The 24,052-nt window shown below is 73.9% G+C and carries 21 protein-coding genes; 13 read left to right on the forward strand and 8 right to left on the reverse strand.

Going from position 1 to position 24,052, the window contains the following annotated elements:
* Positions 1 to 177: 177 nt before the first annotated feature.
* The 9 genes from ACH4SL_RS31500 (at position 178) to ACH4SL_RS31540 (ending at position 8,679) form a co-directional block, all read left to right on the forward strand.
* Complete coding sequence (locus tag ACH4SL_RS31500) at positions 178 to 1,041, forward strand: SRPBCC domain-containing protein (RefSeq protein ID WP_398451893.1); 864 nt, start codon at positions 178 to 180, stop codon at positions 1,039 to 1,041.
* A 103-nt stretch (positions 1,042 to 1,144) separates the two neighbouring features.
* Entirely contained in the window at positions 1,145 to 1,948 is an 804-nt protein-coding gene (locus tag ACH4SL_RS31505; RefSeq protein ID WP_398451895.1) for an aldose 1-epimerase, read from the forward strand.
* Positions 1,949 to 2,014: 66 nt separating this feature from the next.
* Entirely contained in the window at positions 2,015 to 2,557 is a 543-nt protein-coding gene (pyrE, locus tag ACH4SL_RS31510; RefSeq protein ID WP_398451898.1) for an orotate phosphoribosyltransferase, read from the forward strand.
* Between the two features lie 246 nt (positions 2,558 to 2,803).
* Positions 2,804 to 3,826: a class II fructose-bisphosphate aldolase gene (gene fbaA / locus ACH4SL_RS31515; protein ID WP_398451901.1), complete on the forward strand. Its 1,023-nt coding sequence runs from the start codon at positions 2,804 to 2,806 to the stop codon at positions 3,824 to 3,826.
* A 97-nt stretch (positions 3,827 to 3,923) separates the two neighbouring features.
* Positions 3,924 to 4,337 carry a DUF3151 domain-containing protein gene (locus ACH4SL_RS31520; protein WP_398451904.1) on the forward strand — a complete coding sequence of 138 codons (414 nt, stop codon included), beginning with the start codon at positions 3,924 to 3,926 and terminating at the stop codon, positions 4,335 to 4,337.
* A gap of 313 nt (positions 4,338 to 4,650) precedes the next feature.
* Positions 4,651 to 5,535, forward strand: a complete 885-nt coding sequence (locus tag ACH4SL_RS31525; RefSeq protein WP_398451906.1) for a DUF3152 domain-containing protein — start codon at positions 4,651 to 4,653, stop codon at positions 5,533 to 5,535.
* Between the two features lie 140 nt (positions 5,536 to 5,675).
* Positions 5,676 to 6,512 carry a tryptophan 2,3-dioxygenase family protein gene (locus tag ACH4SL_RS31530; RefSeq protein WP_398451909.1) on the forward strand — a complete coding sequence of 279 codons (837 nt, stop codon included), beginning with the start codon at positions 5,676 to 5,678 and terminating at the stop codon, positions 6,510 to 6,512.
* Positions 6,505 to 7,749 carry a kynureninase gene (gene kynU / locus ACH4SL_RS31535; protein ID WP_398451912.1) on the forward strand — a complete coding sequence of 415 codons (1,245 nt, stop codon included), beginning with the start codon at positions 6,505 to 6,507 and terminating at the stop codon, positions 7,747 to 7,749. Before ACH4SL_RS31530 ends, kynU begins: the two co-directional genes overlap by 8 nt.
* Positions 7,750 to 7,752: 3 nt before the next feature.
* Positions 7,753 to 8,679 (forward strand): alpha/beta hydrolase family protein, encoded by a 927-nt coding sequence (locus ACH4SL_RS31540; RefSeq protein ID WP_398451915.1) that lies wholly within the window; start codon positions 7,753 to 7,755, stop codon positions 8,677 to 8,679.
* Between the two features lie 419 nt (positions 8,680 to 9,098).
* Here ACH4SL_RS31540 and ACH4SL_RS31545 read toward each other — a convergent pair whose 3' ends face one another.
* Positions 9,099 to 9,773: a Crp/Fnr family transcriptional regulator gene (locus ACH4SL_RS31545; protein ID WP_031520125.1), complete on the reverse strand. Its 675-nt coding sequence runs from the start codon at positions 9,771 to 9,773 to the stop codon at positions 9,099 to 9,101.
* Positions 9,774 to 10,034: 261 nt separating this feature from the next.
* Between ACH4SL_RS31545 and nth the strand changes: the two genes are divergently transcribed.
* The 3 genes from nth to ACH4SL_RS31560 all read left to right on the forward strand — a co-directional run bounded on the left by nth (position 10,035) and on the right by ACH4SL_RS31560 (position 12,871).
* The gene (nth, locus tag ACH4SL_RS31550; protein ID WP_398451918.1) at positions 10,035 to 10,871 is read left to right on the forward strand and encodes an endonuclease III; all 837 of its coding nucleotides are present in this window, start codon (positions 10,035 to 10,037) and stop codon (positions 10,869 to 10,871) included.
* Positions 10,868 to 11,557 carry an NUDIX hydrolase gene (locus tag ACH4SL_RS31555; RefSeq protein ID WP_398451921.1) on the forward strand — a complete coding sequence of 230 codons (690 nt, stop codon included), beginning with the start codon at positions 10,868 to 10,870 and terminating at the stop codon, positions 11,555 to 11,557. Before nth ends, ACH4SL_RS31555 begins: the two co-directional genes overlap by 4 nt.
* Positions 11,558 to 11,671: 114 nt before the next feature.
* Positions 11,672 to 12,871: a MarP family serine protease gene (locus ACH4SL_RS31560; RefSeq protein ID WP_398452034.1), complete on the forward strand. Its 1,200-nt coding sequence runs from the start codon at positions 11,672 to 11,674 to the stop codon at positions 12,869 to 12,871.
* Positions 12,872 to 12,931: 60 nt separating this feature from the next.
* On the opposite strand, the gene ACH4SL_RS31565 is transcribed toward ACH4SL_RS31560, so the two are convergent.
* The 6 genes from ACH4SL_RS31565 to ACH4SL_RS31590 form a co-directional block, all read right to left on the reverse strand.
* Positions 12,932 to 13,111, reverse strand: a complete 180-nt coding sequence (locus tag ACH4SL_RS31565) for a hypothetical protein (protein ID WP_078862470.1) — start codon at positions 13,109 to 13,111, stop codon at positions 12,932 to 12,934.
* A gap of 215 nt (positions 13,112 to 13,326) precedes the next feature.
* On the reverse strand, positions 13,327 to 14,283 hold the full coding sequence (locus tag ACH4SL_RS31570) for an alpha/beta fold hydrolase (RefSeq protein ID WP_398451926.1): 957 nt from the start codon (positions 14,281 to 14,283) through the stop codon (positions 13,327 to 13,329).
* A 13-nt stretch (positions 14,284 to 14,296) separates the two neighbouring features.
* Positions 14,297 to 14,806, reverse strand: a complete 510-nt coding sequence (locus ACH4SL_RS31575; RefSeq protein ID WP_398451929.1) for a phage holin family protein — start codon at positions 14,804 to 14,806, stop codon at positions 14,297 to 14,299.
* Positions 14,807 to 14,890: 84 nt separating this feature from the next.
* Positions 14,891 to 16,378: a Na+/H+ antiporter NhaA gene (nhaA, locus tag ACH4SL_RS31580; protein ID WP_398451931.1), complete on the reverse strand. Its 1,488-nt coding sequence runs from the start codon at positions 16,376 to 16,378 to the stop codon at positions 14,891 to 14,893.
* A 239-nt stretch (positions 16,379 to 16,617) separates the two neighbouring features.
* Positions 16,618 to 18,576, reverse strand: coding sequence for an acetate--CoA ligase (acs, locus tag ACH4SL_RS31585; protein WP_398451934.1), 1,959 nt, complete (start codon positions 18,574 to 18,576; stop codon positions 16,618 to 16,620).
* An 88-nt stretch (positions 18,577 to 18,664) separates the two neighbouring features.
* Positions 18,665 to 21,166: a bifunctional SulP family inorganic anion transporter/carbonic anhydrase gene (locus tag ACH4SL_RS31590; RefSeq protein ID WP_398451937.1), complete on the reverse strand. Its 2,502-nt coding sequence runs from the start codon at positions 21,164 to 21,166 to the stop codon at positions 18,665 to 18,667.
* Positions 21,167 to 21,382: 216 nt separating this feature from the next.
* Here ACH4SL_RS31590 and ACH4SL_RS31595 point away from each other — a divergent pair, with 216 nt between their 5' ends.
* A complete protein-coding gene (locus ACH4SL_RS31595; protein WP_398451940.1) occupies positions 21,383 to 22,963 on the forward strand; it encodes a hypothetical protein in 1,581 nt (526 codons plus the stop codon).
* Here ACH4SL_RS31595 and ACH4SL_RS31600 read toward each other — a convergent pair.
* The gene (locus ACH4SL_RS31600; RefSeq protein ID WP_398451943.1) at positions 22,944 to 23,972 is read right to left on the reverse strand and encodes an ATP-binding protein; all 1,029 of its coding nucleotides are present in this window, start codon (positions 23,970 to 23,972) and stop codon (positions 22,944 to 22,946) included. The two genes, ACH4SL_RS31595 and ACH4SL_RS31600, sit on opposite strands and share 20 nt — an antisense overlap.
* Positions 23,973 to 24,052: the final 80 nt, after the last annotated feature.

The raw sequence follows: 24,052 nt of genomic DNA on the forward strand, positions 1-24,052 counted from the left end.
CGCCAGGGACGGCGACGTCGTCGCGGCTTTCCGCGGCCGCGGAGAAGGCGCAGGAGAAGGCGGACTGAGGACGGGTGACGGTGGCGGCCCGCGCGCCGGACCGGGGGGCGGCCCGCCGGGCGAAAGTGCCGGGCGCGGGAGCGTCATCGCCGGGGCTGGGTGGGTAGGCTCCGCCGCATGGAGCATGAGTCGTTCGTTCCGGGGATGACCACGGCGCGCATGGTGCAGGCCCTGCGCACGCCGGAGGTGGTGTCGGCCTGCCTGCCCGGCTGGCAGCCGGACGCCGCCGCGGGCGAGGGCGACGCTCGGGCCGCGGGCGCCGCCGCGGGGCGGCTGCGGCTGCGGGTGGGCGGGTCCACGATCACCTACCGCGGCACGGTCGCGGTGGACGGTACGGGGCCGGGCTTCACCCTGACGGCCGCGGGTACGGAGGTGCGCGGCGGGGGCGGCGTGACGGTGGCCGCCGAGCTGGGCGTCGTCGCCGCGGTGCAGCCCGAGCCCGGGGTGACGGTCGTCTGGCGGGGCGAGGCGGCGGGGCAGGGGCGGATCACGACGTACGAGCCGGCGCTCGTGGAGGCGGCCGTACGGCGGTTGCTGGACCGTTTCTGTACGGACCTGGCCGCGCACGCGCCGGACGCGGAGCCGGAGCCGGGGCCCGAGGCGGCGGCCGGGCCCGGGGCCGCACCCGGGGCCGAGGTGGACGCGGACCCGAAGGCCGATGTCGTCGACGACGACGGCGAGCCCGTGCCGGGCGCCGAGCTGGAGGACTTCGACCTCGTCGAGGTCGAGGTGGAGGTCCCGGAGAGCGCCGCCGCGCTCGACGACCTCGTCCCGCCCGCCGAGGCCGCGCACGCCCGCCGGACGATGATCGGGCGCAGCGCGGAGGAGGTCGACCACGCCCCGCCGCGGGGCCGGTACGCGCCCGTGCCCGCGCCGGACAGCCCCTCGGCCGCGGCGACCCTGCGCTGGGCGGCCCCGGTCGCGGCGGCGCTGGTCGCGTCCGCGGTGGTGGTGAGCCGGGCGCTGCGCCGCCGCGGGTGAGCGAGGGCGCGGAAGGCGTGCGTACGGGGCGTCAGCTGCGCCGCGCCACCCGGCTGCGGGACCATAAGTGAACGTCAGAGGGCCCGCCCGCTAGGCTCGTGACGTGGAGAATGAGACGAAGCTGACGGCGGGCGACGCCGAACTGACCTTGGAGCCCGGGAACGGCTGCCGGATCGCCTCCCTCAAGGTCGCCGGGACGGAACTCCTGCGCCAGGGCGAGCGATTCGGCGCCTTTCTTATGGTGCCGTGGGCCGGCCGGACCGAGAACGGGATCTTCCGCAACGGCGGCGTCACCCACCAGCTTCCGGTGGACGCCCCGCCGCACGCCATTCACGGCACCGTGCGCCACCGCGCGTGGGAAGAGGCGGCCCCGGCCACCGCGACCACCGCCTCGTACCACGTCGAGCTGACCGACCCGTGGCCCTACCCGGGCCGGGTCACGCACACCGTGGAGCTGGCCCCGCACTCGGCGAAGCTCACGCTGAGCGTGGAGGTCGCCCCGGGCGGCGACTCCTTCCCGGCGCAGGCCGGCTGGCACCCCTGGTGGAACCGCAACCTCGGCAAGGGCGGCCAGGACGTCGAGCTGGCCTTCCGCGCCGACTGGCAGGAGGAGCGCGGCGACAACCACCTGCCCAACGGCAACCGCATCACCCCCAGGCCCGGCCCCTGGGACGACTGCTTCGGCATGCCCGACGGCGTCGACGTGACGCTGAACTGGCCCGGCGAGCTGCGCCTGGAGGTGCAGAGCCCGGCGCAGTGGGTCGTGATCTACGACGAGCAGCCCGAGGCGGTCTGCGTCGAGCCGCAGTCCGGCCCGCCGAACGGCCTCAACACCACCCCGCACCTGGTCACCCCCATCGAACCGCTGGAGATCACCACCACCTGGAGCTGGCACCGCATCGGCTGACCCGCGCGGTGGCGCCCGGGGGGCGGTGTGCGGCGGCCCAGGTCCGGGGGCCGGATACTGGTCGGCATGAGTGACGACGTACGCAGTGCACTGCTGCAGCAGATCCAGGACAAGGCCGTGGTGCACGGCAAGGTGACCCTCTCCTCCGGGCTGGAGGCCGACTTCTACATCGACCTGCGCCGCATCACGCTGGACGGCCAGGCCGCGCCGCTGGTCGGCCGGGCGATGCTGGACCTGACCGCCGAGCTGGACTACGACGCGGTCGGCGGGCTCACCCTCGGCGCGGACCCGGTGGCCGGGGCGATGCTGCACGCCGCCGCGGCGCGCGGGAAGCGGCTGGACGCCTTCGTGGTGCGCAAGGCCACCAAGGCGCACGGGATGCAGCGCCGGATCGAGGGCCCGGACATCGCGGGCCGCCGGGTGCTGGTGGTCGAGGACACCTCGACCACCGGCGGTTCCCCGCTGACCGCCGTCGAGGCGGCGCGCGAGGCGGGCGCCGAGGTCGTCGCCGTCGCGGTCATCGTGGACCGCGGCGCCGAGCCGAAGGTTACGGAGGCGGGTCTGCCGTATCTCGCGGTCTATTCGCTGGCCGACCTCGGACTGGACTGAGCGGCGGCCGCCGCCGACCCGTAAAGGGCCCGGCGGCGGCCCGGCCCCGCTTGCGTACATCTCTCGAAAGCGCTGTGACCTGCGGTTTCGCCATGCTTGGGGTGTTTCACGTGAAACACCCGGCCGCTCGCGGCGGATGCCCCCTGCACCGAGGTGGTGTATCCGTTCGAGAATGGGAAGATAGGGCCGACGATGACGTCGCCACGCCTAGCACCACCACCCCGCGGAATCTGAGGAGCGGAAACGATGCCCATCGCTACCCCCGAGGTCTACAACGACATGCTCGACCGGGCGAAGGCGGGGAAGTTCGCCTACCCGGCCATCAACGTCACGTCGTCGCAGACGCTGCACGCCGCGCTGCGCGGCCTGGCCGAGGCGGAGAGCGACGGCATCATCCAGATCTCCACGGGCGGTGCGGAGTTCCTCGGCGGCCAGTACAAGAAGGACATGGTGACGGGCGCGGTCGCGCTCGCCGAGTTCGCGCACGTCGTCGCCGAGAAGTACCCGGTCACCGTCGCCCTGCACACCGACCACTGCCCCAAGGACAAGCTGGACGGCTACGTCCGCCCGCTGCTGGCCATCTCGCAGGAGCGCGTGGCCGCCGGCCGCAACCCGCTCTTCCAGTCGCACATGTGGGACGGCTCAGCCGAGACCCTGGACGACAACCTCGCCCTGGCCAAGGAGCTGCTGGCCGAGGCGGTCAAGGCCAAGATCATCCTGGAGATGGAGATCACCCCGACCGGTGGTGAGGAGGACGGCGTCTCGCACGAGATCAACGAGAGCCTCTACACCACCGTCGACGACGCCTACCGCACCGTCGAGGCCGTGGGCCTGGGCGAGCAGGGCCGCTACCTGCTGGCCGCCTCCTTCGGCAACGTGCACGGCGTCTACAAGCCGGGCAACGTCGTGCTGCGTCCCGGCATCCTCAAGGAGCTGCAGGACGCGGTCGCGCAGAAGTACGGCAAGGCCAACGCCTTCGACTTCGTCTTCCACGGCGGCTCCGGCTCCACGCAGGAGGAGATCGACGAGGCGCTGGAGTACGGCGTCGTGAAGATGAACATCGACACCGACCTGCAGTACGCCTTCACCCGTCCCGTCGCCGGGCACATGTTCGCGAACTACGACGGTGTGCTGAAGGTCGACGGCGAGGTCGGCAACAAGAAGGCCTACGACCCGCGCGTGTGGGGCAAGTCCGCCGAGGCGGGCATGGCCGCGCGCGTCGTCGTCGCCGCCGAGAACCTGCGGTCGGCGGGCAACAAGCGCAAGTGACCTTCGGCGGTACGCGCCCCGCGTACACCTGAGGGAGAGGGACCTCCGGCAAGTGCCGGGGGTCCCCTCGCATGCCGGCTCGGGCAGACTGGAACCCATGGCAATCCACGAGAACCTGCTCGGGGGCCCCGCCCCCACGCACCTGCCCGACGACCCCGAGCCGCGCGAACTGCTCGCCTCCGGCACCGCCCCCGCCGACGTAGCGGCGAAATACCCGGCCTCCTCGCTGGCCTGGGCGCAGCTCGCGGACGAGGCGTTCGAGGGCGGCCGGGTCGTCGAGTCCTACGCCTACGCCCGTACCGGCTACCACCGCGGTCTTGACGCGCTGCGCCGGGCCGGCTGGCGCGGACAGGGCCCGGTGCCCTTCGAGCACGAGCCCAACCGCGGCTTCCTGCGCGCGCTGCACGCCCTCGCCCGGGCCGCCCAGGCGATCGGCGAGCAGGAGGAGTACGCGCGCTGCTCGGCCTTCCTGCGGGACAGCTCGCCGACCGCCGCCGACATCCTGGGCTGACCGCCCCGGCCCCGGCCCGGCCCCCGGCCCCCGCTCCCACCCGGCTCCCCGCGCTGTACGCGCGGCCCCCTGCGCTGTACGCGATCCGTACCGTCTGCCCGGCCCTCCCGGTCCTGCCGTGGGCCAATGTGACGGTACTGCCACAGATGGGGGGCACTCGGCCCGTACGCGTATCGGTGTGCGATTGTTGGCGCGATTGGTTGTCGTTCGCACGCACATTTGAGCGCGTGTCCGCAGGCAGCACGGTGGCGCCACAGGGAGCCGGGTCGGGGCCCGGCGGTGGCCCCGGTGCCGCCCGTTCGCAGGGGGAGTCGTGGCAGCACGGGACAGGCGGCGTCGGCACGGGCGCCGGCGCGCGAAGCGGCGCGCCTCCATAGCCGGGCCGCTCGCGCTCGCCGTCGTACTCGTGCTCGGCGCCACCGCCGGATACGCCGCGTGGCACAAATCCCGCGCGACCGAGGGCAGTGCGGCGCTCGACACCGGCGTCACCGGCACGACCACGCCGCCCGTGTCCGGCACCCTGGCCGACGGCGACAGCAGCCCCTCGCCGAAGGGGACGACGAGCCCCAAGGCATCCAAGAAGGCCACCAAGCCCAGCGCGTCGGCGACCACGAGCGCGCCCCCGACGTCGGTGCCCAAGCACGGCACCGGGAGCTTCAGCGTCGCCCACGCCAGCGGCAGCGCCTCGGGGCACGGCACGATCCGCCGCTACAAGGTCGAGGTGGAGGGCGGGATCTCGCTGTCCGCGACCGACGCGGCGCACGAGATCGCCGTCATCCTCGCCGATCCGCGCGGCTGGACCGCCGACGGCCACGACGGCTTCCAGTTGGTCTCCTCCGGCCCCGCCGACTTCGTCATCAAGATCGCCACGCCCGACACCGTGGACCGCATCTGCGGCGCCGCCGGGCTGCTCACCCACGGTGAGGTCAACTGCGACGTCGGCGCCACCGTCGTGGTGAACCTCAAGCGCTGGATGCTCGGCTCGCCCGAGTTCGACGGCCCGATAGCCGGCTACCGCGCGCTGATCATCAACCACGAGGTCGGCCACCGCATCGGCCACCACCACGAGGGCTGCCCCGGCCCCGGCAAGCCCGCCCCGGTCATGATGCAGCAGATCAAGGGCCTGCACGGCTGCGTGGCGAACCAGTGGCCGTACGACTCCCAGGGCCACTACCTCTCCGGGCCCCCGGTCGCCTGACGGCCGGCCCCGGACGCCCGGCTCCCGGGCCCCGGTACCGCGGCGCGCCGGGAAGGGCCAGCCCTTGCCGGATCAGCGCACACCGCCGATGATCGCGGCGTGACCCGGTGACCCCGGGTCCCCGCACCCGGAGGTACACCATGTCCGACCATCCGACCGACGAGGCGGCGACCCCGAACCTCTCGTTCGAGGGCAGCACACCGTACGAGGACTACGTCCAGGCGTCCGTCCTCACCCATCTGCAGCACCCCCTGTCCGACGAGCCCGGCGAGCTGGCCTTCCTGGTCACCACCCAGGTCATGGAGCTGTGGTTCACCCTGCTGGTGCACGAGTGGACGACCGCGGCCCGCGCGCTGCGCCAGGACGACCTGCCCACCGCGATGGCGGCGCTGCACCGCAGCCTGCCCGAGCTGGAGTCGCTCAACGCCTCCTGGAAGCCCATCGCGCACCTCACCCCCGGGCAGTTCAACGCCTACCGCTCCGCGCTCGGCGAGGGCTCCGGCTTCCAGTCCGCGATGTACCGCCGGGTGGAGTTCCTGCTCGGCGAGAAATCCGCCTCCATGCTCGTCCCGCACCGCGGCACCCCGCGCGCCTACCGCGAGCTGGAGAAGGCGCTCACCGAGCCGAGCCTCTACGACGAGGCGCTGCGGCTGCTCGACCGGCGCGGCTACGGCATCCCCGCCGCCGTGCTCGACCGCGACCCCACCGTGGCCTACGAGCGGCACCCCGAGGTCGAGGCCGCCTGGCAGCGTGTCTACGCCGCCTCCGACCAGGACTCCGACCTCATCCGGCTCGGCGAGACCCTCACCGACATCGCCGAATACGTGTGGCGGTGGCGCAACGACCACTTGGTGGCGACCCGGCGCGCGATGGGCGCCAAGACCGGCACCGGCGGCTCCGCGGGGGTGGCCTGGCTGGAGAAACGCGCCACCAAGAACGTCTTCCCCGAGCTGTGGACGGCCCGAAGCCATGTCTGAGCCCACCGCACCGCCCGCCGCCGACGACCCGACCGTCGACGACCTGACCGCGCGCGCCGCCGAGCTGGACGCGGCGGACCCGCTGGCCGCCGTCCGCGACCGCTTCGCCCTCGACGACTCCACCGTCTACCTCGACGGCAACTCGCTGGGCGCGCTGCCCCACGGGGTGCTCCCGCGGCTCGGCGACGTCGTCACCCGCGAATGGGGCGAGCTGCGCATCCGCTCGTGGGAGGAGAGCGGCTGGTGGACCGCCCCCGAGCGGGTCGGCGACCGTATCGCGCCCCTCGTCGGCGCCGCGGCGGGCCAGATCGTCGTCGGCGACTCGACCAGCGTCAACGTCTTCAAGGCGCTGGTCGCCGCGATCCGCATGGCGCGGCCCGGCAGGACCGAGATCCTCGTCGACGCCACGACCTTCCCCACCGACGGCTACATCGCCGCCTCCGCCGCCCGGCTCACCGGCCGCACCGTACGGGCCGTGCCGCCCGCGGAGATCGCCGCCGCGGCCGACGAGCGGACGGCGGCGGCGCTGGTCAACCACGTCGACTACCGCACCGGGCGGCTCTACGACCTGCCCGGCATCACCGCCGCGCTGCACGAGGCGGGCGCCCTGGCCGTCTGGGACCTGTGCCACAGCGCGGGGGCGCTGCCCGTCGGCCTCGACGCCGCGGAGGTCGACCTCGCGGTCGGCTGCACGTACAAATACCTCAACGGCGGGCCCGGCGCGCCCGCGTACCTCTACGTCCGGCGCGCCCTCCAGCCGCTCTTCGACTCGCCGCTGCCCGGCTGGAACTCGCACGCCGACCCCTTCGGCATGGATCCTGGCTACCAGCCCGCGGACGGCGCCCCGCGCGGCCGCGTCGGCACCCCCGAGATCCTCTCGCTGCTCGCCCTGGACGCCGCCCTCGACGCCTGGGACGGCGTGGACATCGCCGCGGTGCGCGCGAAGAGCCTCACGCTCACCGACTTCTTCCTGGGCTGCGTGACCGCGCTCCTGCCGCCCCGGCTGGTCGAGCCCGTCACGCCCGCGGGCCACGCCGACCGCGGCAGCCAGGTGTCGCTGCGCTGCGAGGGGGCGGGCACGGTGATGCGCGACCTGATCGCGCGCGGCGTCGTCGGCGACTTCCGCCGCCCCGACATCCTGCGCTTCGGCTTCACCCCGCTCTACACCCGCCACGCCGACGCCCTGCGTGCCGCCCGCACCCTGGCGGACGTGATCCCCGGAACCGGGGCGGCCTGAGCGATGCCCCACGACCCCGCACCCGCACCCGCGAAGCCCGCCGCCCCGCAGGACGCCGCTGCTGCTGCCGCTGCGGCCGAAGAGGCGGCGGCCTTCGCGTATCCCGCCGTGCCGCCGGACGCCACCGCGGCGTACGGGGAGCACCCCGAGCAGGTCGTCGACTTCTACCGGCCCCTCCCGGGGCGCGGGGACGGGCGGGGGGCGCCGCTGGTCGCCCTGCTGCACGGCGGGGCGTGGCGGGCCCGCTACGACCGCGCCCACATCTCGCCGCTGGCGGCCCACCTGGCCGGACGGGGCTTCGCGGTGGCCTCGGTGGAATACCGCCGCGGCGCACCCCCGCAGGGCGCCCAGGACAGCCCCCAGCCGCCCGTCGCGGGGCGCTGGCCCGAGACCTTCGACGACATCGCCGCCGCCGTCGACGCGCTGCCCGCACTCGCCGTCCGCACGCTGGGCGCGGAGGCGGTGGACCCGCGGCGCTTCCTGCTCAGCGGGCACAGCGCGGGCGGCCACCTCGCGCTGTGGGCCGCGGCGCGGCACGTCCTGCCGCCCGACTCGCGCTGGCACACCAGCTCACCTCCCCCGCTGCGGGGCGTCGTCGCCCTTGCCCCGATCGCCGACCTCACCTCCGCGATCCGGCTGGGCGTGTGCTCCGACGCCGTGACCGAGCTGCTCGGCGGCCCCGACCACCTCGCCGCCCGGCTCCCGCACGCCGATCCCGCCGCGCTGCTCCCCACCGGTATCGCCGTCACCATCGTGCACGGCACCACTGACAACGAGGTCCCCCCGGCCGTCAGCCGCGCCTACGCGGACGCGGCGGCGGCCGCGGGCGAGGAGGTCACCACGCTGTGGCTGCCCGGCCGCGGCCACTTCGCCCTCATCGACCCCGCGCTGTCGGCTGCCGCCGACGAACTCGACCAACTCGCCTGGTAGGCCCTCCTCGGGCCTTCCCGGCCCGGGCCCCGTTCACGCACGGGGCTGCCACCTGCGGTGGCGTTCGCGACCGTCCGCCGGTGGTGGGCTTGTCGCGCAGTTCCCCGCGCCCCTGAAAACGCTCACCCCGCGCGGTAAGAGCCCGCCTCTGCGGCGCAGGCCAGCACCCCAGGGGCGCGGGGAACTGCGCGCTCAGCCCCCACCGGGGGAAAGGCACCATGCCACGCCAGGTGGCAACCACCCAGGGGCGCGGGGAACTGCGCGACCAGCCACAACGGCGGGAAGGTCGCGACGCCTACCGCAAGTGGCACCCCGAAGCGAAAGGGGCGCGAGGAACTGCGCGCGCAACCACCCACCGGCAGAAGGTCGCGCGCCCCAGCGCAAGGGGCCCCCGGCGCGGACGCCCTCAACCCCCGCGGTCAGCGGCTGCGCTTCGCGAGGCGCTCCACGTCGAGGAGAATGACCGCGCGGGCCTCCAGGCGGAGCCACCCGCGGCCGGCGAAGTCGGCGAGCGCCTTGTTCACCGTCTCGCGGGACGCGCCCACGAGCTGGGCCAGCTCTTCCTGCGTCAGGTCGTGCACGACGTGGATGCCCTCTTCCGACTGGACGCCGAAGCGGCGGGAGAGGTCGAGCAGGGCCTTCGCGACACGCCCGGGGACGTCGGAGAAGACCAGGTCGGACATGACGTCGTTGGTCCGCCGCAGCCGGCGCGCGACCGCGCGCAGCAGCGCGGTGGAGACCTCGGGCCGGACGTTCAGCCAGGGCTGGAGGTCGCCGTGGCCGAGGCCCAGCAGCTTGACCTCGGTGAGCGCCGTGGCGGTCGCCGTCCGCGGGCCGGGGTCGAAGAGCGACAGCTCACCGATCAGCTCACCGGGCCCGACGACGGCCAGCATGTTCTCGCGGCCGTCGGGGGAGGTGCGGTGCAGCTTCACCTTGCCCTCGGTGACGACGTACAGCCGGTCCCCGGGGTCGCCCTCGTGGAACAGCGAATCGCCACGCGCGAGCGTGACCTCGGTCATGGAGGCGCGCAGTTCAGCGGCCTGCTCGTCGTCGAGCGCCGCAAAAAGCGGGGCACGGCGCAGAACGTCGTCCACGAGCAATCTCCTTGTCGGCATCGCTGGGTTGTCCCCATGATGCATGACGTATCAAACAGTGCGATCAATCACAAGGATGTCTTATCAGGGGCCGGATGAGTGCCCCGGGGGGCCGATTGGGGGCCGCCCGCCCCGCACTCGGCGGCCGAACGAGTGGGCCCGCACCCCGTTTTCCGCTCTGAGCGAACACCCCCGGCGGCGGGTCGGCCGCCCGCGCGCGTACCGCCGCCGGGTGTCGGTGGTGGCCCGTAGTCTGGCCGCATGGCGACGAGGAGTGGCGCGACGAGCCCGGCCGCGGCCGGTGCGGGCGCGGTCAAGAAGAAGGCGAAGGTCGCGCAGACGCACACCGGGCTCGTGCGGCAGGCCCGGCGGATCAACCGCGAACTGGCCGAGGTCTATCCGTATGCCCATCCGGAGCTGGATTTCGAGAATCCCTTCCAGCTGCTGATCGCGACCGTGCTGTCGGCGCAGACCACCGACCTGCGGGTGAACCAGACGACGCCCGCGCTGTTCGAGGCGTATCCGACGCCCGAGGTGATGGCCGCGGCGGATCCGGTGGAGATGGAGGAGATCCTCCGCCCGACCGGCTTCTTCCGCGCCAAGACGCGCTCGGTGATAGGCCTGTCCGCGGCCCTGCGGGACGACTTCGGCGGGCAGGTGCCCGGCCGTATAGAGGATCTGGTGAAGCTGCCCGGCGTGGGCCGCAAGACCGCCAACGTCGTCCTGGGCAATGCCTTCGGAGTGCCCGGCATCACCGTGGACACGCACTTCGGACGGCTCTCGCGGCGCTTCGGGTGGACGACGTCGGAGGATCCGGAGCAGGTCGAGAAGGACGTCGCGGCCCTCTTCCCGAAGTCGGAGTGGACGATGCTGTCGCACCGCGTCGTCTTCCACGGCCGCCGCATCTGCCACGCCCGCAAGCCCGCGTGCGGCGCCTGCCCCATCGCGCCGCTGTGCCCGTCGTACGGGGAGGGTGAGATGGATCCCGAGAAGGCGCGCAAGCTGCTCAAGTACGAGAAGGGCGGCGCGCCCGGCCAGCGCCTGAAGCCCCCGGCGGACTACCCCGGGCAGCCCGCGCCCCCGCTGGCCGCCTCATGACCCAGGCGCGGGGCGCGGGGGCGGACGTGGCGGTCACCCGGGAGGGCCTGCCCGGCTGGCTCGCCCCGGTCGCGGACGCGGCGGAGCGGATACGCCCCGAGCAGCTCAGCCGCTTCCTGCCCCCGGCGTCGGGCGGGCGGCAGTCCGCGGTGCTCATCCTCTTCGGTGAGAGCCCCGAGGCCCCGCACGGTCCCGACCTGCTGCTCATCGAGCGCTCCGCCGCCCTGCGCTCGCACGCCGGCCAGCCGTCCTTCCCCGGCGGCGCGCTCGACCCCGAGGACGGCGACCCGGAGGGCGAGGGCCCGCTGCGCGCCGCCCTGCGCGAGGCGCGCGAGGAGACCGGCCTGGATCCGTCCGGCGTCCAGCTCTTCGGCGTCCTGCCGCGCCTCTACATCCCCGTCAGCAGCTTCGTCGTCACCCCGGTGCTGGGCTGGTGGCGCGAGCCCAGCCCGGTCGGCGTCGTCGACCCGGCGGAGACGGCCAGGGTCTTCCGCACCACCGTCGCCGATCTCACCGACCCGGCCAACCGTGCGACGCTCACCCATCCGAGCGGCTTCCGCGGCCCGGCCTTCCTGGTCGAGGACGCCCTCGTCTGGGGATTCACCGCGGGCCTGATCGACAAGATCCTGCACTACGCGGGCTGGGAGGTCCCCTGGGACCGCGAGCGGACCGTCCCGCTCGGCTGACGGTCCGCCCGGGCCGGGGCCGGGGCCGGAGCCACCGCGGATCCGGCCGAATCCGGCTGCCCCGCTGCTCCGTACGCTCCCGCGCGCTCAGGTCGCCATGAGACCGTGTCCCTCGTGAACGCGCTGGACTTCCTGCTCATCCTCGCCGCTGTCTGGTTCGCCGTGGTCGGCTACCGGCAGGGCTTCGTCGTCGGCGTCATGTCGGTGGTCGGCTTCATCGGCGGCGGCCTCGTCGCGATCTACCTGCTGCCGCTGCTGTGGGACAAGGCGACCGGTGACGCCGACCCGGGCTCGGTCGCGGTCGTCACGGCGGTGGCGATCGTCATCGTGTGCGCGTCGGTGGGTCAGGCGTTCACCACGCACCTCGGCAACAAGCTCCGTACGAAGATCACCTGGTCGCCCGCGCGCGCGGTCGACGCGAGCGGCGGCGCGCTGGTCAACGTACTGGCGATGCTGCTGGTGGCCTGGCTCATAGGCAGTGCGCTGGCCACCACGGCGCTGCCGACGATAGGGCGCGAGGTGCGCTCGTCGAAGGTGCTGCTCGGGGTGTCGCGGGTGATGCCGTCGCAGGCCGACACCTGGTTCGACAACTTCAGCACGACGCTGGCGCAGAACGGCCTGCCGCAGGTCTTCGGCACCTTCGGCGCCGAGCCGATCACCTCGGTGCCCGCGCCCGACCCCGCGCTGGTCAACAACCCGGTGGTGGCGACCGCGCGGCGCAGCATCGTCAAGGTCGTCGGCACCGCGCCGGGCTGCGGCAAGGTGCTGGAGGGCTCCGGCTTTGTCTTCGCGCCGGGCAAGGTCATGACGAACGCGCATGTCGTCGGCGGCGTCTCCGAACCGACCGTGCAGGTCGGCGGCAAGGGCAGGCTGCACGACGCGAAGGTGGTCCTCTACGACTGGCAGCGTGACATCGCGGTGCTGGACGTGCCGGGGCTGGACGCGCCCGCGCTGCACTTCGCCACCACCGACGAGCACACGCGCGACGACGCGATCGTGGCCGGCTTCCCGGAGAACGGCGGCTTCGACGTGCGGGCGGCGCGCGTCCGCGACCGGATCACGGCCAACGGCCCGGACATCTACCACCGCGGCACCGTCCACCGCGACGTCTACTCGCTGTACGCGACCGTCCGGCAGGGCAATTCCGGCGGCCCGCTGCTCACCCCGGACGGCAAGGTCGCGGGCGTCGTCTTCGCCAAGTCGCTGGACGACTCGAACACCGGCTACGCGCTGACCGCCGACGAGATCGCCCCCGACGCCAAGGCCGGGCTCACCGCGGACCGGCGGGTGGACAGCGAGAGCTGCGCGCTGTGACGAGGGGCCGGGGGGCGGCGGACGGTGCGTACGTCCGCCGCCACCCGGCCCGGACGGCTGTCAGCCCCGCGGATGGCGGAGCCGGGCGCCGACCCAGCGGGCGCGGCGCCTGAGGATACGCGGAATCCCCAGCGGGGCCTCGCCCGGCGGGAAGAGGTCCATGGGCGCCGTACTGCTGACGGCGGCGGGGGTGCTTCGGCGAGTACGTGACCCATCACGGTAGTCGTGCGTCCAACCCATACCGACCTACGTGCCCGCCTCCGTTGGTCCGTAATCGCCGTTTGATGGTCCTGTTGGCCTATGCGTCCGGCAATTCAAATGACCATGAAATTGTCGTATCGGCGTGTCCCGGCGTGTCGCGCGCCGTCCCTGTCATGCTCACAGACGGATGCGGACGGTCGCGGACGGTCACGGGCCGATGCGGGCGGGATACGACCGGACGTGCCCGCCGCCGCTCAGCGGTCCGGCTCGGGGTCCCGCAGCCAGTTGATCAGCTCGGCGGAGAAGGCCGCCGGGTCCTCCTCGTGCGGGAAGTGCCCGAGCCCGTCGAAGAGCCGCCAGCGGTAGGGCGCCTCGACGTACTCGCCGCTGCCCGCCGCGCTGCCGGTGCGCAGCGCCGGGTCCAGCGAGCCGTGCAGATGCAGCGTCGGCACCCTGACCGGCCGCTTCATCCGGCGGTTGAACTGGATGCCGTCCGGCCGGGCCATCGACCGCACCATCCACCGGTAGGGCTCGATCGCGCAGTGCGCGGTGGAGGGGATCTGCATCGCCTGCCGGTAGATCCCGACGGCCTCCTCGTCCGGCAGCGAGGGCCCGGACCAGCCGGTGATCAGCTCGCCGACCAGCGCCGCGTCGTCCGCGACGAGCTGCCGCTCGGGGATCCACGGCCGCTGGAAGCCCCAGATGTACGCCCCGGCGCGGCTCTGCCGCAGGTCGGTGAGCATCGCGGTGCGCCAGCGGCGCGGGTGCGGCATCGAGACGACCGCGAGCCGGCGGACGAGCTTGGGCCGCATCGCCGCGGCCGTCCAGGCGAGGTAGCCGCCCAGGTCGTGGCCGACGACGGCGGCGTCCGGCTCGCCGAGCGAGCGGATCACCCCGGTGACGTCGAGGGCGAGGTTGCCCGGGTCGTAGCCGCGCGGGGTGCGGTCGCTGCCGCCGACGCCGCGCAGATCCATCGCGACCGCGCGGAAGCCGGCGTCGGCGAGCGCGGTGAGCTGGTGCCGCCAGGTCCACCAGAACTGCGGAAAGCCGTGCAGGAGCAGGACGAGCGGTCCGTCACCGGCCTCCGCGATGTGGAAGCGGGCGCCGTTGGCCGCGACGTCGCGGTGGGTCCACGGGCCGTCCGGCCGGATCACCGACGCGCTCGACCCGCCCTTGGTCCGCGGGCTCGCGGGCCGGTCGGCGGAGTTCATGCACCAGAGCGTGTCACATCTTCGCGTCCACCGGGGCGTCGGCGGGGGGCAGGACGCGTCCGGAACGCGACGATTCGGTGGCGCCGGCGCGCAGCGCCGCCGAGCCGTCCGGCAGCGGGCGCGGGTGGGGCTTGGCCTTCTGCAGGACCGCGGCCGTCTGCTTCGCCGAGTTGATCGACCGCTCGGGCTTCTTGACCGCCTTGAACCGCAGGAAGCCGATCGCGCCGATGATCAGCGCGAGCAGCACGTAGGCGCCGAACACGATCAGGAACGCCCAGCCCGTGGTGATGCCGAGCGCCTTCAGACCCCATGCGGCGGCCAGGCTCAGCATCGGCACGGAGAAGAGCGCGAGGGCCAGCGCGGCGACCGTCGCGGCGCTGCCGAAGGCCACCCGCTTGGCGTCCGCCCGCAATTCCGCCTTGGCCAGCGCGATCTCGTCGTGCACCAGGGCGCTCATCTCGGCCGTGGCGGCGGCGAACAGCTGCCCGACGCTGCGGCTGTCACCGTTGTGGGCTGCGCTCATCGTGTCGTCCTCCGTCTTTGCGTCGTCCACTGTTCGAGCGGCCCGTTCCGTGGCGGTTCGACCGTCCGCTGTCCCGATCATGCCTCAGATCGTGTCAGGTCCGCTGTCGCGGCGGGCCAGTTGGGCGAGCCTGCGGTGCTCGGCGGCTCTCGCCTCCAGGATCCCGGCCATCCTGAGGTGGTAGGCGGGGTCGTCCGCCTCGTAGACGTCGGGGACGCCGTCGCCGTCCTCGTCGCGCTCCTCGTCCTCCGACAGCCGCCGGTAGGTCGTGTCGCGCAGCTTGAGCAGGACCGCGGCCAGCAGCGCGGAGACCGCCGAGCCGACCAGGACCGCCGCCTTGGTCTCGGCGGTGAGCGCGGGGTCGGAGGTGAAGGCCAGCTCGCCGATCAGCAGCGCGACGGTGAAGCCGATGCCGCCGAGCGCGGCGAGCGCGAAGACGTCCGGCCAGGTCAGGTCTGGGTTGAGGGTCGCGCGGGTGAAGCGCGCCGCGGCCCAGGTGCCGCCGAAGATGCCCGCGGCCTTGCCGACCACCAGGCCGAGTACGACGCCCAGCGTCTCCGGCCGGGTGAAGACGCCGGAAAGGGCCGTCCCCGACACCGCGACGCCTGCGTTGAACAGCGCGAAGAGCGGCACCGCGAGCCCCGCAGACAGCGGCCGCAGCAGGTGCTCGACGTGCTCGGCCTGCGAGGGGCCGGCCGATTCCGCGGTCGTGGCGGGTTTGCCGGTGGTGCCGGGTTCCGCGGTGGTGCCGCGTTCCGCGGTCGTGGCGGTTTCCGCGGTCGGGACGGTGCTCTCCGGGCGCGGGGTGCAGCGCAGCATGAGCCCCATGGCCACGCCCGCGACGGTCGCGTGGATACCGCTGTTGAGCGTCAGCGCCCAGGTGACCAGGGCGAGCGGCACGTACACGTACCAGCCGCGCACCCCGGCGTGCAGCAGGAGCCAGAAGAGCACCAGGCAGGCGGCGGCGCCCACCAGGGCGGCGACGTGGACGGTCGAGGTGAAGAAGATCGCGATGACCAGGATCGCGCACAGGTCGTCCACGACGGCGAGGGTGAGCAGGAAGGCGCGCAGGGCGGCGGGCAGCGCGGTGCCGATGACGGCGAGCACACCGAGCGCGAACGCGATGTCGGTGGCCGTCGGCACCGCCCAGCCGCGCAGCGAGCCGCCGCCCGCCGCGGCCGTCACCGCGTAGACCCCCGCCGGGACGGCCATGCCGCACAGCGCCGCGACGACGGGGAGGGCGGCGGCGGAGGGGGTGCGCAGCTCGCCCGTGACCAGTTCGCGCTTGAGCTCGATGCCGGCGACGAAGAAGAAGACGGCGAGCAGGCCGTCGGACGCCCAGTGCGCGAAGGACAGGTGCAGGCCGAGCGCGGCGGGGCCGATGTGCTGGTGGACGGCGGCCCCGTAGCTGTGCCGGCCGGTGTTCGCCCAGATGAGGGCGGCGGCCGCGGCCGCGAGGAGCAGCACGCCGCCGACGGTCTCCGCGCGCAGGGCGTCGAGGAGGGCCTTGCGCTCGGGAAGCGGGAGGCGGCCGAGCAGGACGGCGGGGCGGCGGCGCCGCGGCTCGGGCACGGGCGACCTCCAGGGCGCTCAGCGGCGACGGTCCTTGCATCGGGAGCATTCTTGCCCCGCTCCTGGTCCGGTGTCGCCCTCCCAGCGTGCCCCGGCCCTGCGCGCGGCGGGCCCCTGTACTGGCCCGAACGGGCGAGGGGCGCGCGGCCGGGGTCGTGCGGGGCGCGCGTGCGGGGCGCGGGAAGGCGTGAGGGCGCCCTGCCGGTGGCCGGCGGGGCGCCCTCACGGCATCGGCCGGGTCAGTCCTCGCTGGACGCGCTCGGCAGCTTGGTCTGGATCAGGTCCATCACCGAGGAGTCGGTGAGGGTGGTGACGTCACCGAGCTCGCGGTTCTCCGCGACGTCCCGCAGCAGGCGGCGCATGATCTTGCCGGAGCGGGTCTTGGGCAGCTCGGAGACGACCAGGACGCGCTTGGGCTTGGCGATCGGGCCGAGGGTCCTGCCGACGTGGTCGCGCAGCGACGCGACCAGCTCGGCGCTGTCCTCGGCGGAGCCGCGCAGGATCACGAACGCGACGATGGCCTGCCCGGTCGTCTCGTCGGCGGCGCCGACGACCGCGGACTCGGCGACCTTCGGGTGCGACACGAGCGCCGACTCGACCTCGGTCGTCGAGATGTTGTGGCCGGACACCAGCATGACGTCGTCGACCCGGCCGAGCAGCCAGATGTCGCCGTCGTCGTCCTTCTTGGCGCCGTCGCCCGCGAAGTAGCGGCCCGGGAAGCGGGACCAGTACGTGTCGAGGTAGCGCTGGTCGTCGCCCCAGATGGTGCGCAGCATCGACGGCCACGGCTCGGTCAGCACCAGGTAGCCGCCGGCGCCGTCGGGCACCTCGTGGCCCTCGTCGTCCACGACGGTGGCCGCGATGCCGGGCAGCGGGGTCTGCGCCGAGCCGGGCTTGGCGGCGGTGACGCCGGGCAGCGGGCTGATCATCATCGCGCCCGTCTCCGTCTGCCACCACGTGTCGACGACCGGGGTCTTGCCCGCGCCGATGTTCTCGCGGTACCAGATCCACGCCTCGGGGTTGATCGGCTCGCCGACGCTGCCCAGCACCCGCAGGCTGCTCAGGTCGAACTTCGCCGGGATCGCGTCGCCCCACTTCATGAACGTGCGGATCGCGGTGGGCGCGGTGTAGAGGATCGTCACACCGTACTTCTGCACGATCTCCCAGAAGCGGCCCTGGTGCGGGGTGTCCGGGGTGCCCTCGTAGATCACCTGCGTGGCGCCGTTGGAGAGCGGGCCGTAGACGATGTAGGAGTGCCCGGTGACCCAGCCGATGTCGGCGGTGCACCAGTAGACGTCCCGATCCGGCTTGAGGTCGAAGACGGCGTGGTGGGTGTAGCTGGCCTGCGTCAGGTAGCCGCCGGAGGTGTGCAGGATGCCCTTCGGCTTCCCCGTGGTGCCCGAGGTGTAGAGGATGAACAGCGGGTGCTCGGCCTCGAAGGCCTCCGGGGTGTGCTCGGTCGACTGGCGGCCGGTCACCTCGTGCCACCACAGGTCGCGACCCTCGGTCCAGGCCACCTCCTGCCCGGTGCGGCGGACCACCAGCACGTGCTCGACCTGCGGGGTGCGCGACACCGCGTCGTCTATGGCGGGCTTCAGCGCGGAGGGCTTGCCGCGCCGGTAGCCGCCGTCGGCGGTGATGACCAGCTTGGCGTCGGCGTCGTCGATACGGGACGCGACGGCGTCGGCCGAGAAGCCGCCGAAGACCACGGAGTGGGCCGCGCCGATCCGCGCGCACGCCAGCATCGCCACGACGGCCTCGGGGATCATCGGCAGGTAGACCGCGACCCGGTCGCCCTTGCCCACGCCCAGCTCGGCCAGCGCGTTGGCGGCGCGGCAGACCTCGTCCTTCAGCTCGGCGTAGCTGATCGCCCGGCTGTCGCCCGGCTCTCCCTCGAAATGCAGGGCGATACGGTCGCCGTGGCCGGCCTCGACGTGCCGGTCGACGCAGTTGTACGCCACGTTCAGCTCGCCGTCCGCGAACCACTTCGCGAAGGGCGGGTTCGACCAGTCCAGCGTCTGGGTCGGCTCGGTCGCCCAGGTCAGCCGCCGGGCCTGCTCGGCCCAGAAGCCCAGCCGGTCGGCCGCGGCCTGCTCGTACGCCGCCGCGGTGACATTCGCGGCGGCTGCCAGCTCTGCCGGCGGCTCGAACCGCCGCTCCTCCTTCAGCAGGTTGGCCAGGCTCTCATTGCTGCTCACGCCAGCTCCTTGTCAGGGTCTCCCAGATGTCCCGCCACTACCTCACCAGTCCGCGGGGCACCCTGACAAGGGTTCGCCCGGAAGTGGTTTAGACCTTTGTGGTCAGCCCGTATGCCGCCGGTCCGTCGCCGCCCGGTGGTGTCGGGGGTGCTGCCGGGGCCGCGGCCTCCGCGGGGGGTGCGGGGTCCGGTCGTACCGCGGCGAATATGCCGGAGGCATGATCCAGCAGATAAGCCTGCGCCTCGCCGACGTGGAAGTACATCCCGTGCAGCTGGAGCTTTCCGCCGGCGATGCGGCGGGCCACGCTCGGGTGGGCGGCGAGGTGGTCGAGCTGCTGCACCACGTTGGCCAGGCTCAGGGCCTCGTGGTCGTCGGCGACGGGCCGGTCGGCCAGCACCGCCCCGCCGTCCGGGCCGCCGGGGCCCCGCGCCATACGGGCCAGGCTCGGGCGCCCGTGCCGCAGCCAGCGCGCCAGCGGGGTCTGCGCGCCCGGCTCGGGGGCCGAGGCGAGCAGCGCGGCCATCGCCCCGCAGCCCGAATGCCCGCACACCGTGATGCTGCCGACCTCCAGCACCTCCACCGCGTACTCGACGGCGGCGGCCACCGAGTCGCAGGAGGCGTCCGCGCCGGGCGGCGGCAGCAGATTGCCGACATTGCGCACCGTGAAGAGGTCTCCCGGCCCGCTGGACGTGATCATGCTCGTGACCAGCCGGGAGTCGGCGCAGGTGAGGAAGAGCTGGGTCGGCCGCTGCCCCTCGCGGGCCAGCCGCGCCAGCTCCTCGCGCACCAGCGGCGCGGTGTGCCGCTGGAAGGCGCTGACCCCGCCGAGCAACTGCCCGCCGCCGGTGGCCGGCTGCCGCTCCGGGCGCGTGCAGTGGTGGTTGAGCCAGGGCGTCCAGGGGCGGCAGGCGTGGGTGTGGGCCGGCTCGCGGAGGGCGTGGCCCGCCCCGTCGCCGAGCGCGACCCGGCCGCCGCGGCCGCGGTGCCGCGCGCACCAGCTGTGCAGCGCCTCGGAAGCCGCGTGGTCCATGAACGACCCGTCCAGCTCCACCACCGCCTCCGCCCCGTCCGGCACCTGCGCGAGCGCCCGCGTCAGCCGCGGGACCGCGAGGAAGGTCAACTGCCCTGTCACGCGTACCGATACCCGCGCACACGCGTCCTGCACCTTTCCCGGGCTTTCTTCTTTTTCTTCTGATTTATCGCTTTTTAGGCTTTCTTTTATTTCCCCGGCATATTCCTTCGTGACGGTGATCCGGGTGTGCGTCAGCCGGCGCAGGGCCAGCACCGCCGCCACCGCGACGCCCGCCGCCACCCCCTGGAGCACCCCGAGGACCACGACCGTGCCCAGCGTGGCCGCGTAGACCGGGAATTCGCGGTGCCGCTGCACATGGCGGATGTGCGCGAAGCTCACCATGCGCACCCCGACCAGCATCACCAGCGCGGCGAGCGCGGCCAGCGGGATCGCCTCCAGCGCACCGGCGGCCAGCCCCGCGCACGCCAGCACCCACACGCCGTGCAGCACGGTGGCCCGGCGCGTCCGCGCGCCTGCCGCGACATTGGCCGAGCCGCGCATCGCGCCGCCCGCGATCGGCAGCCCGCCCAGCAGGCCCGACACCACGTTGGCCGCGCCCTGACCCAGCAGCTCGCGGTCCAGCCGGACCGGCGGGGACTGCGCCGCCGGGCGCCGGGCGGCCTGCAGGGCGTCCACCGCGAGCGCCGACAGCAGCGACTCCATGCTCGCCACCAGCGTCACCGTCAGGACCACCGCGACGACGCCGAGCACCGGCCCGTCCGGTACCTCCGGCAGCCCGGGAGCGTGCCACGCGGGCAGGTCCACGCGCGGCACGGACAGCCCCGCGGCCGCCGCCGTCGCCACCGCGACCGCCGCGAGCGGCGCCGGGACCGTACGCAGCACGCCGCCCACCCGGCCCCCCGCCCGTTCGCCCAGCCGGTCGCGCAGCCGCGGCCAGCCGAGCAGGACGGCCACGGTGACGGCGCCGACGAGCGGGGTGACGGGATGGCTGTCGGTCAGCTGGCCCGGCAGCGCCTCGATGTTGGCGACGGCGGAATTCTGCGGGCTGCCGCCGAGCACCACGTGCAGCTGGCCGACGGCGATGACCACGCCGATGCCGGCGAGCATGCCGTGCACGATGGCCGGGCTCACCGCGAGCGCCGCCCTGGCGACCCGCAGCACCCCCAGCAGCAGTTGCGCGAGCCCCGCGAGCACGGTGACGGCGCAGGTGGCGCGCCAGCCGTAGCGGTCGACGAGCCCGGCGGTGACGACGACCAGGCTGGTGGCGGCCCCGCTGACCTGGAGCGGCGCGCCGCCGAGCGCGCCCGCGACGATGCCGCCGACGACCGCGGCGACCAGACCGGCCTGCAGCGGCGCGCCGGTGGCCAGCGCGATGCCGAGGGAGAGCGGGACGGCGATCAGGAAGACGGTGATCGAGGCGGGCAGGTCGCCCGGGGGGCGGGTCGGGGCGTGCTCCGGAGAGGGGGCCGGGGCGCGGGCCGGGATGCGGATCGGGGTGCGGATTCTCAACTTCCCGTCTCCTTCGGTGGGCGGCGGGACGCGGTGGCACGGCGTCATCACTCACTACTGCTACTGCCAAGAGGCAGTAAAAAGACAGTAATGGTTCATGTGCGGAGAGTGAAGTGTGGAGGTTTGATCGGGAGCTTTTTTACGTCTATCGAGTGATTTGAATGATGAAACGGCCCGGCGGGTCGGACGCGGAGGGTGAGCGTGCCAGCGTGGGTCGGCGTGTGGCCGCCTGACGCCGACGCCCTGCCGCGATGCGAGGTACGAATGCACTCCGTACGCAAGCCGCTCCCCGCCTCCCGTGCTCGCCGCGCCCGCGCGGGCCGCGCCGTCCGGGCCGGTCGGCCCGGCCCTCCCGCGCGGCTGCCTGCCCGGCCGCGCGCCGGTTTCGCCGTCGTCACCGCCGTCGTGCTGGCCCTCGGCGCCGCCGCGTGCTCGTCGCCCGGCAGCGGGGCCGGGGCCGACGGGCCTGGCGCCCGCGGGGTCGAGGGCGCGCCGCAGGTCCCGCCGGTGCTGCGGCTCATCGGCGACGGCTCCACCGCCGACACCAGCGCCCAGCCGCGTCAACCCGGCGCCCGCAAGCTGCGGCCGGGGGAGCGGCCGCCGCAGTTCGTCGTCTTCTCGTGGGACGGCGCCGTCCAGGACGACCGGCGGCTGCTGTCGTACGTCCGCGAGTTCGGCGAGCGCGACGGCGCCGCGATGACGTACTTCGTGAGCGGGGTCAGCCTGCTGCCCGCCGGGCACGCGGACCTCTACGCGCCGCCCCGGCATCCGCGCGGCACCTCCGACACCGGCCTGCCGCGCGACCCGGCGACCGTCGCCGCGACGGTCCAGCAGATGCGGCTCGCCTGGGCGGACGGCAGCGAGATCGGTACGTACTTCAACGGGCATTTCTGCGGGCAGGACGCGGGCGCGTCCCCCGACGCGGGGGAGGGACCGGGCGGCGCCGGTGGTACGGCCGGTGCCGCGGGTGAGGCCGCCGGCGCGGGGAGTCCCGGTGGTACGGGCCCCGCCGACGCCGCGGACGGCCCCGATTCCGCGTCCGGCGGGTGGACCGCGGCCGAGTGGGGGGCGGAGATCCGGCAGGCCGGGGACCTCACGCGGCAGTGGAAGACCACCACCGGGCTGGCCGCGGCCGACCCGCTCCCCTTCGACTACGCCAAGGCCGTCGTCGGCGGCCGCCCGCCGTGCCTGTCGGACCCGGCGGGCCTGCCCGCGGCGGCCGCGGCGGCCGGCTTCCGCTACCTCGCCGACCCGACCCCGCAGCCGCAGGTGTGGCCCGCGAGATCCGGCGGCCTGTGGCGCTTCCCGCTCCAGGAGGTGCCCGTCCCCGGGCGGGACACCGAGACACCCGCCTCCGACCAGGGCTTCCTGTCGGTCCAGTCCGGTACCCCGGTCGCCGGCGCCCAGGATCCGCAGCAGAACGCCGCGTGGCAGGAGCAGATGCACGACGGCCTGATGGCCGGTTTCGCGCGCGCGTACCAGGGCAATCGCGCGCCGCTGGTCGTCGCGAGCCACCTGGAGTCGTGGAACGGCGGGGCCTATCTCAAGGCCGTCGAGGACACCGTTCGGGACGTGTGCGGCAAGCCGGACGTGCGGTGCGTGTCCTTCGCGCAGCTCGCCGACTGGCTGGACGCGCAGGATCCGAAGGTGCTGGACCGGCTGCGCGCGCTGGACGTCGGGCAGGCCCCGCAGGGCGGCTGGACCGCGCTGATGCGCCCGACGCCGACGCCGAGCGCGGTCGACGAGGGGGCGGCGGGCGCAGGAGCCGTCCCGGCCTCCCCGACGCCGGGCGCGCCCGGCTCCGCCGCCGCCCCGGCCGAGCCCGTCAGGCCGGACGGGCGCTGAGCGACTCCGCGCGGGCGGCCGCGGGGACCGTCCCCAGCAGGCTCTCGTCCAGGACGAAACCGGGGTCGATCTGCGCGGCCAGGTCGGCCCCCGTCTTCGAGTTTCCCCAGCTTTCCGCGTTCTTCCTGTGGAAAAGTGCCATCTGCTGCGTGTAGCGCTGCCAGTCGCGCCGCTCGTACGCCGCGTCGGCCCGCTCGTGCATGGTGCGCAGGGCCCGCCGGTTGACGTCCTCCAGCTGCTCGAACCGCGGCGGCCGCCCCTTCTCCATCGCCCGCACCCAGTCCGAGTGCCCGACCGTGACCAGGAGGTCGTCGCCGACCTCGGCGCGGAGGAAGGCCAGGTCGTCCGCGCCCTGCACCTTGTTGCCGATCACGGCGAGCGCGACCCCGTAGTCGCGCGCGTAGTCGCGGTACTGCCGGTAGACGGCGACGCCCTTGCGGGTGGGTTCGGCGACCAGGAAGGTCAGGTCGAAGCGGGTGAACATGCCGGAGGCGAACGAGTCGCTGCCCGCCGTCATGTCGACGACCAGGTATTCGTCCCGGCCGTCGACGAGGTGGTTCAGGCACAGCTCCACGGCGCCGACCTTGGAGTGGTAACAGGCCACGCCGAGGTCCGCCTCGTTGAAGGGGCCCGTCACCATCAGCCGCGCCGTGCCGCCGTCCAGCGCCACGGGGTGGGCGCAGGCCGCGTAGACGGGATTGTCGTCGTCGCCGGTGAGCCGCAGCAGGCGGGAGCCGGGGCCGGGCGGAGTCGTCTTGATCATCGTCTCGGCGGACGCGATCCGCGGATTGGCGCCGCGCAGATACTCCTTGATCTGCGGCAGGTGCGCGCCCAGCGCGGGAAGGGCGGCGGCCTCGTCCTCGCCGAGGCCGAGCGCCGGGCCGAGGTGCTGGTTGATGTCGGCGTCGACGGCGACGACCGGCACCTGCGAGGCGGCGAGATGGCGGATGAAGAGCGAGGACAGCGTGGTCTTGCCGCTGCCGCCCTTTCCGACGAAAGCGATCTTCATGTTCGCCAAGAGTAGTCGGATGGCTACGTATGTTGTCCAAACGGAGTGGGCAAGGCCACTCGTTCGTGGTCGTTTGCCCT

The organism is Streptomyces sp. NPDC021020, from assembly GCF_044333285.1.
Lineage (GTDB): Bacteria > Actinomycetota > Actinomycetes > Streptomycetales > Streptomycetaceae > Actinacidiphila.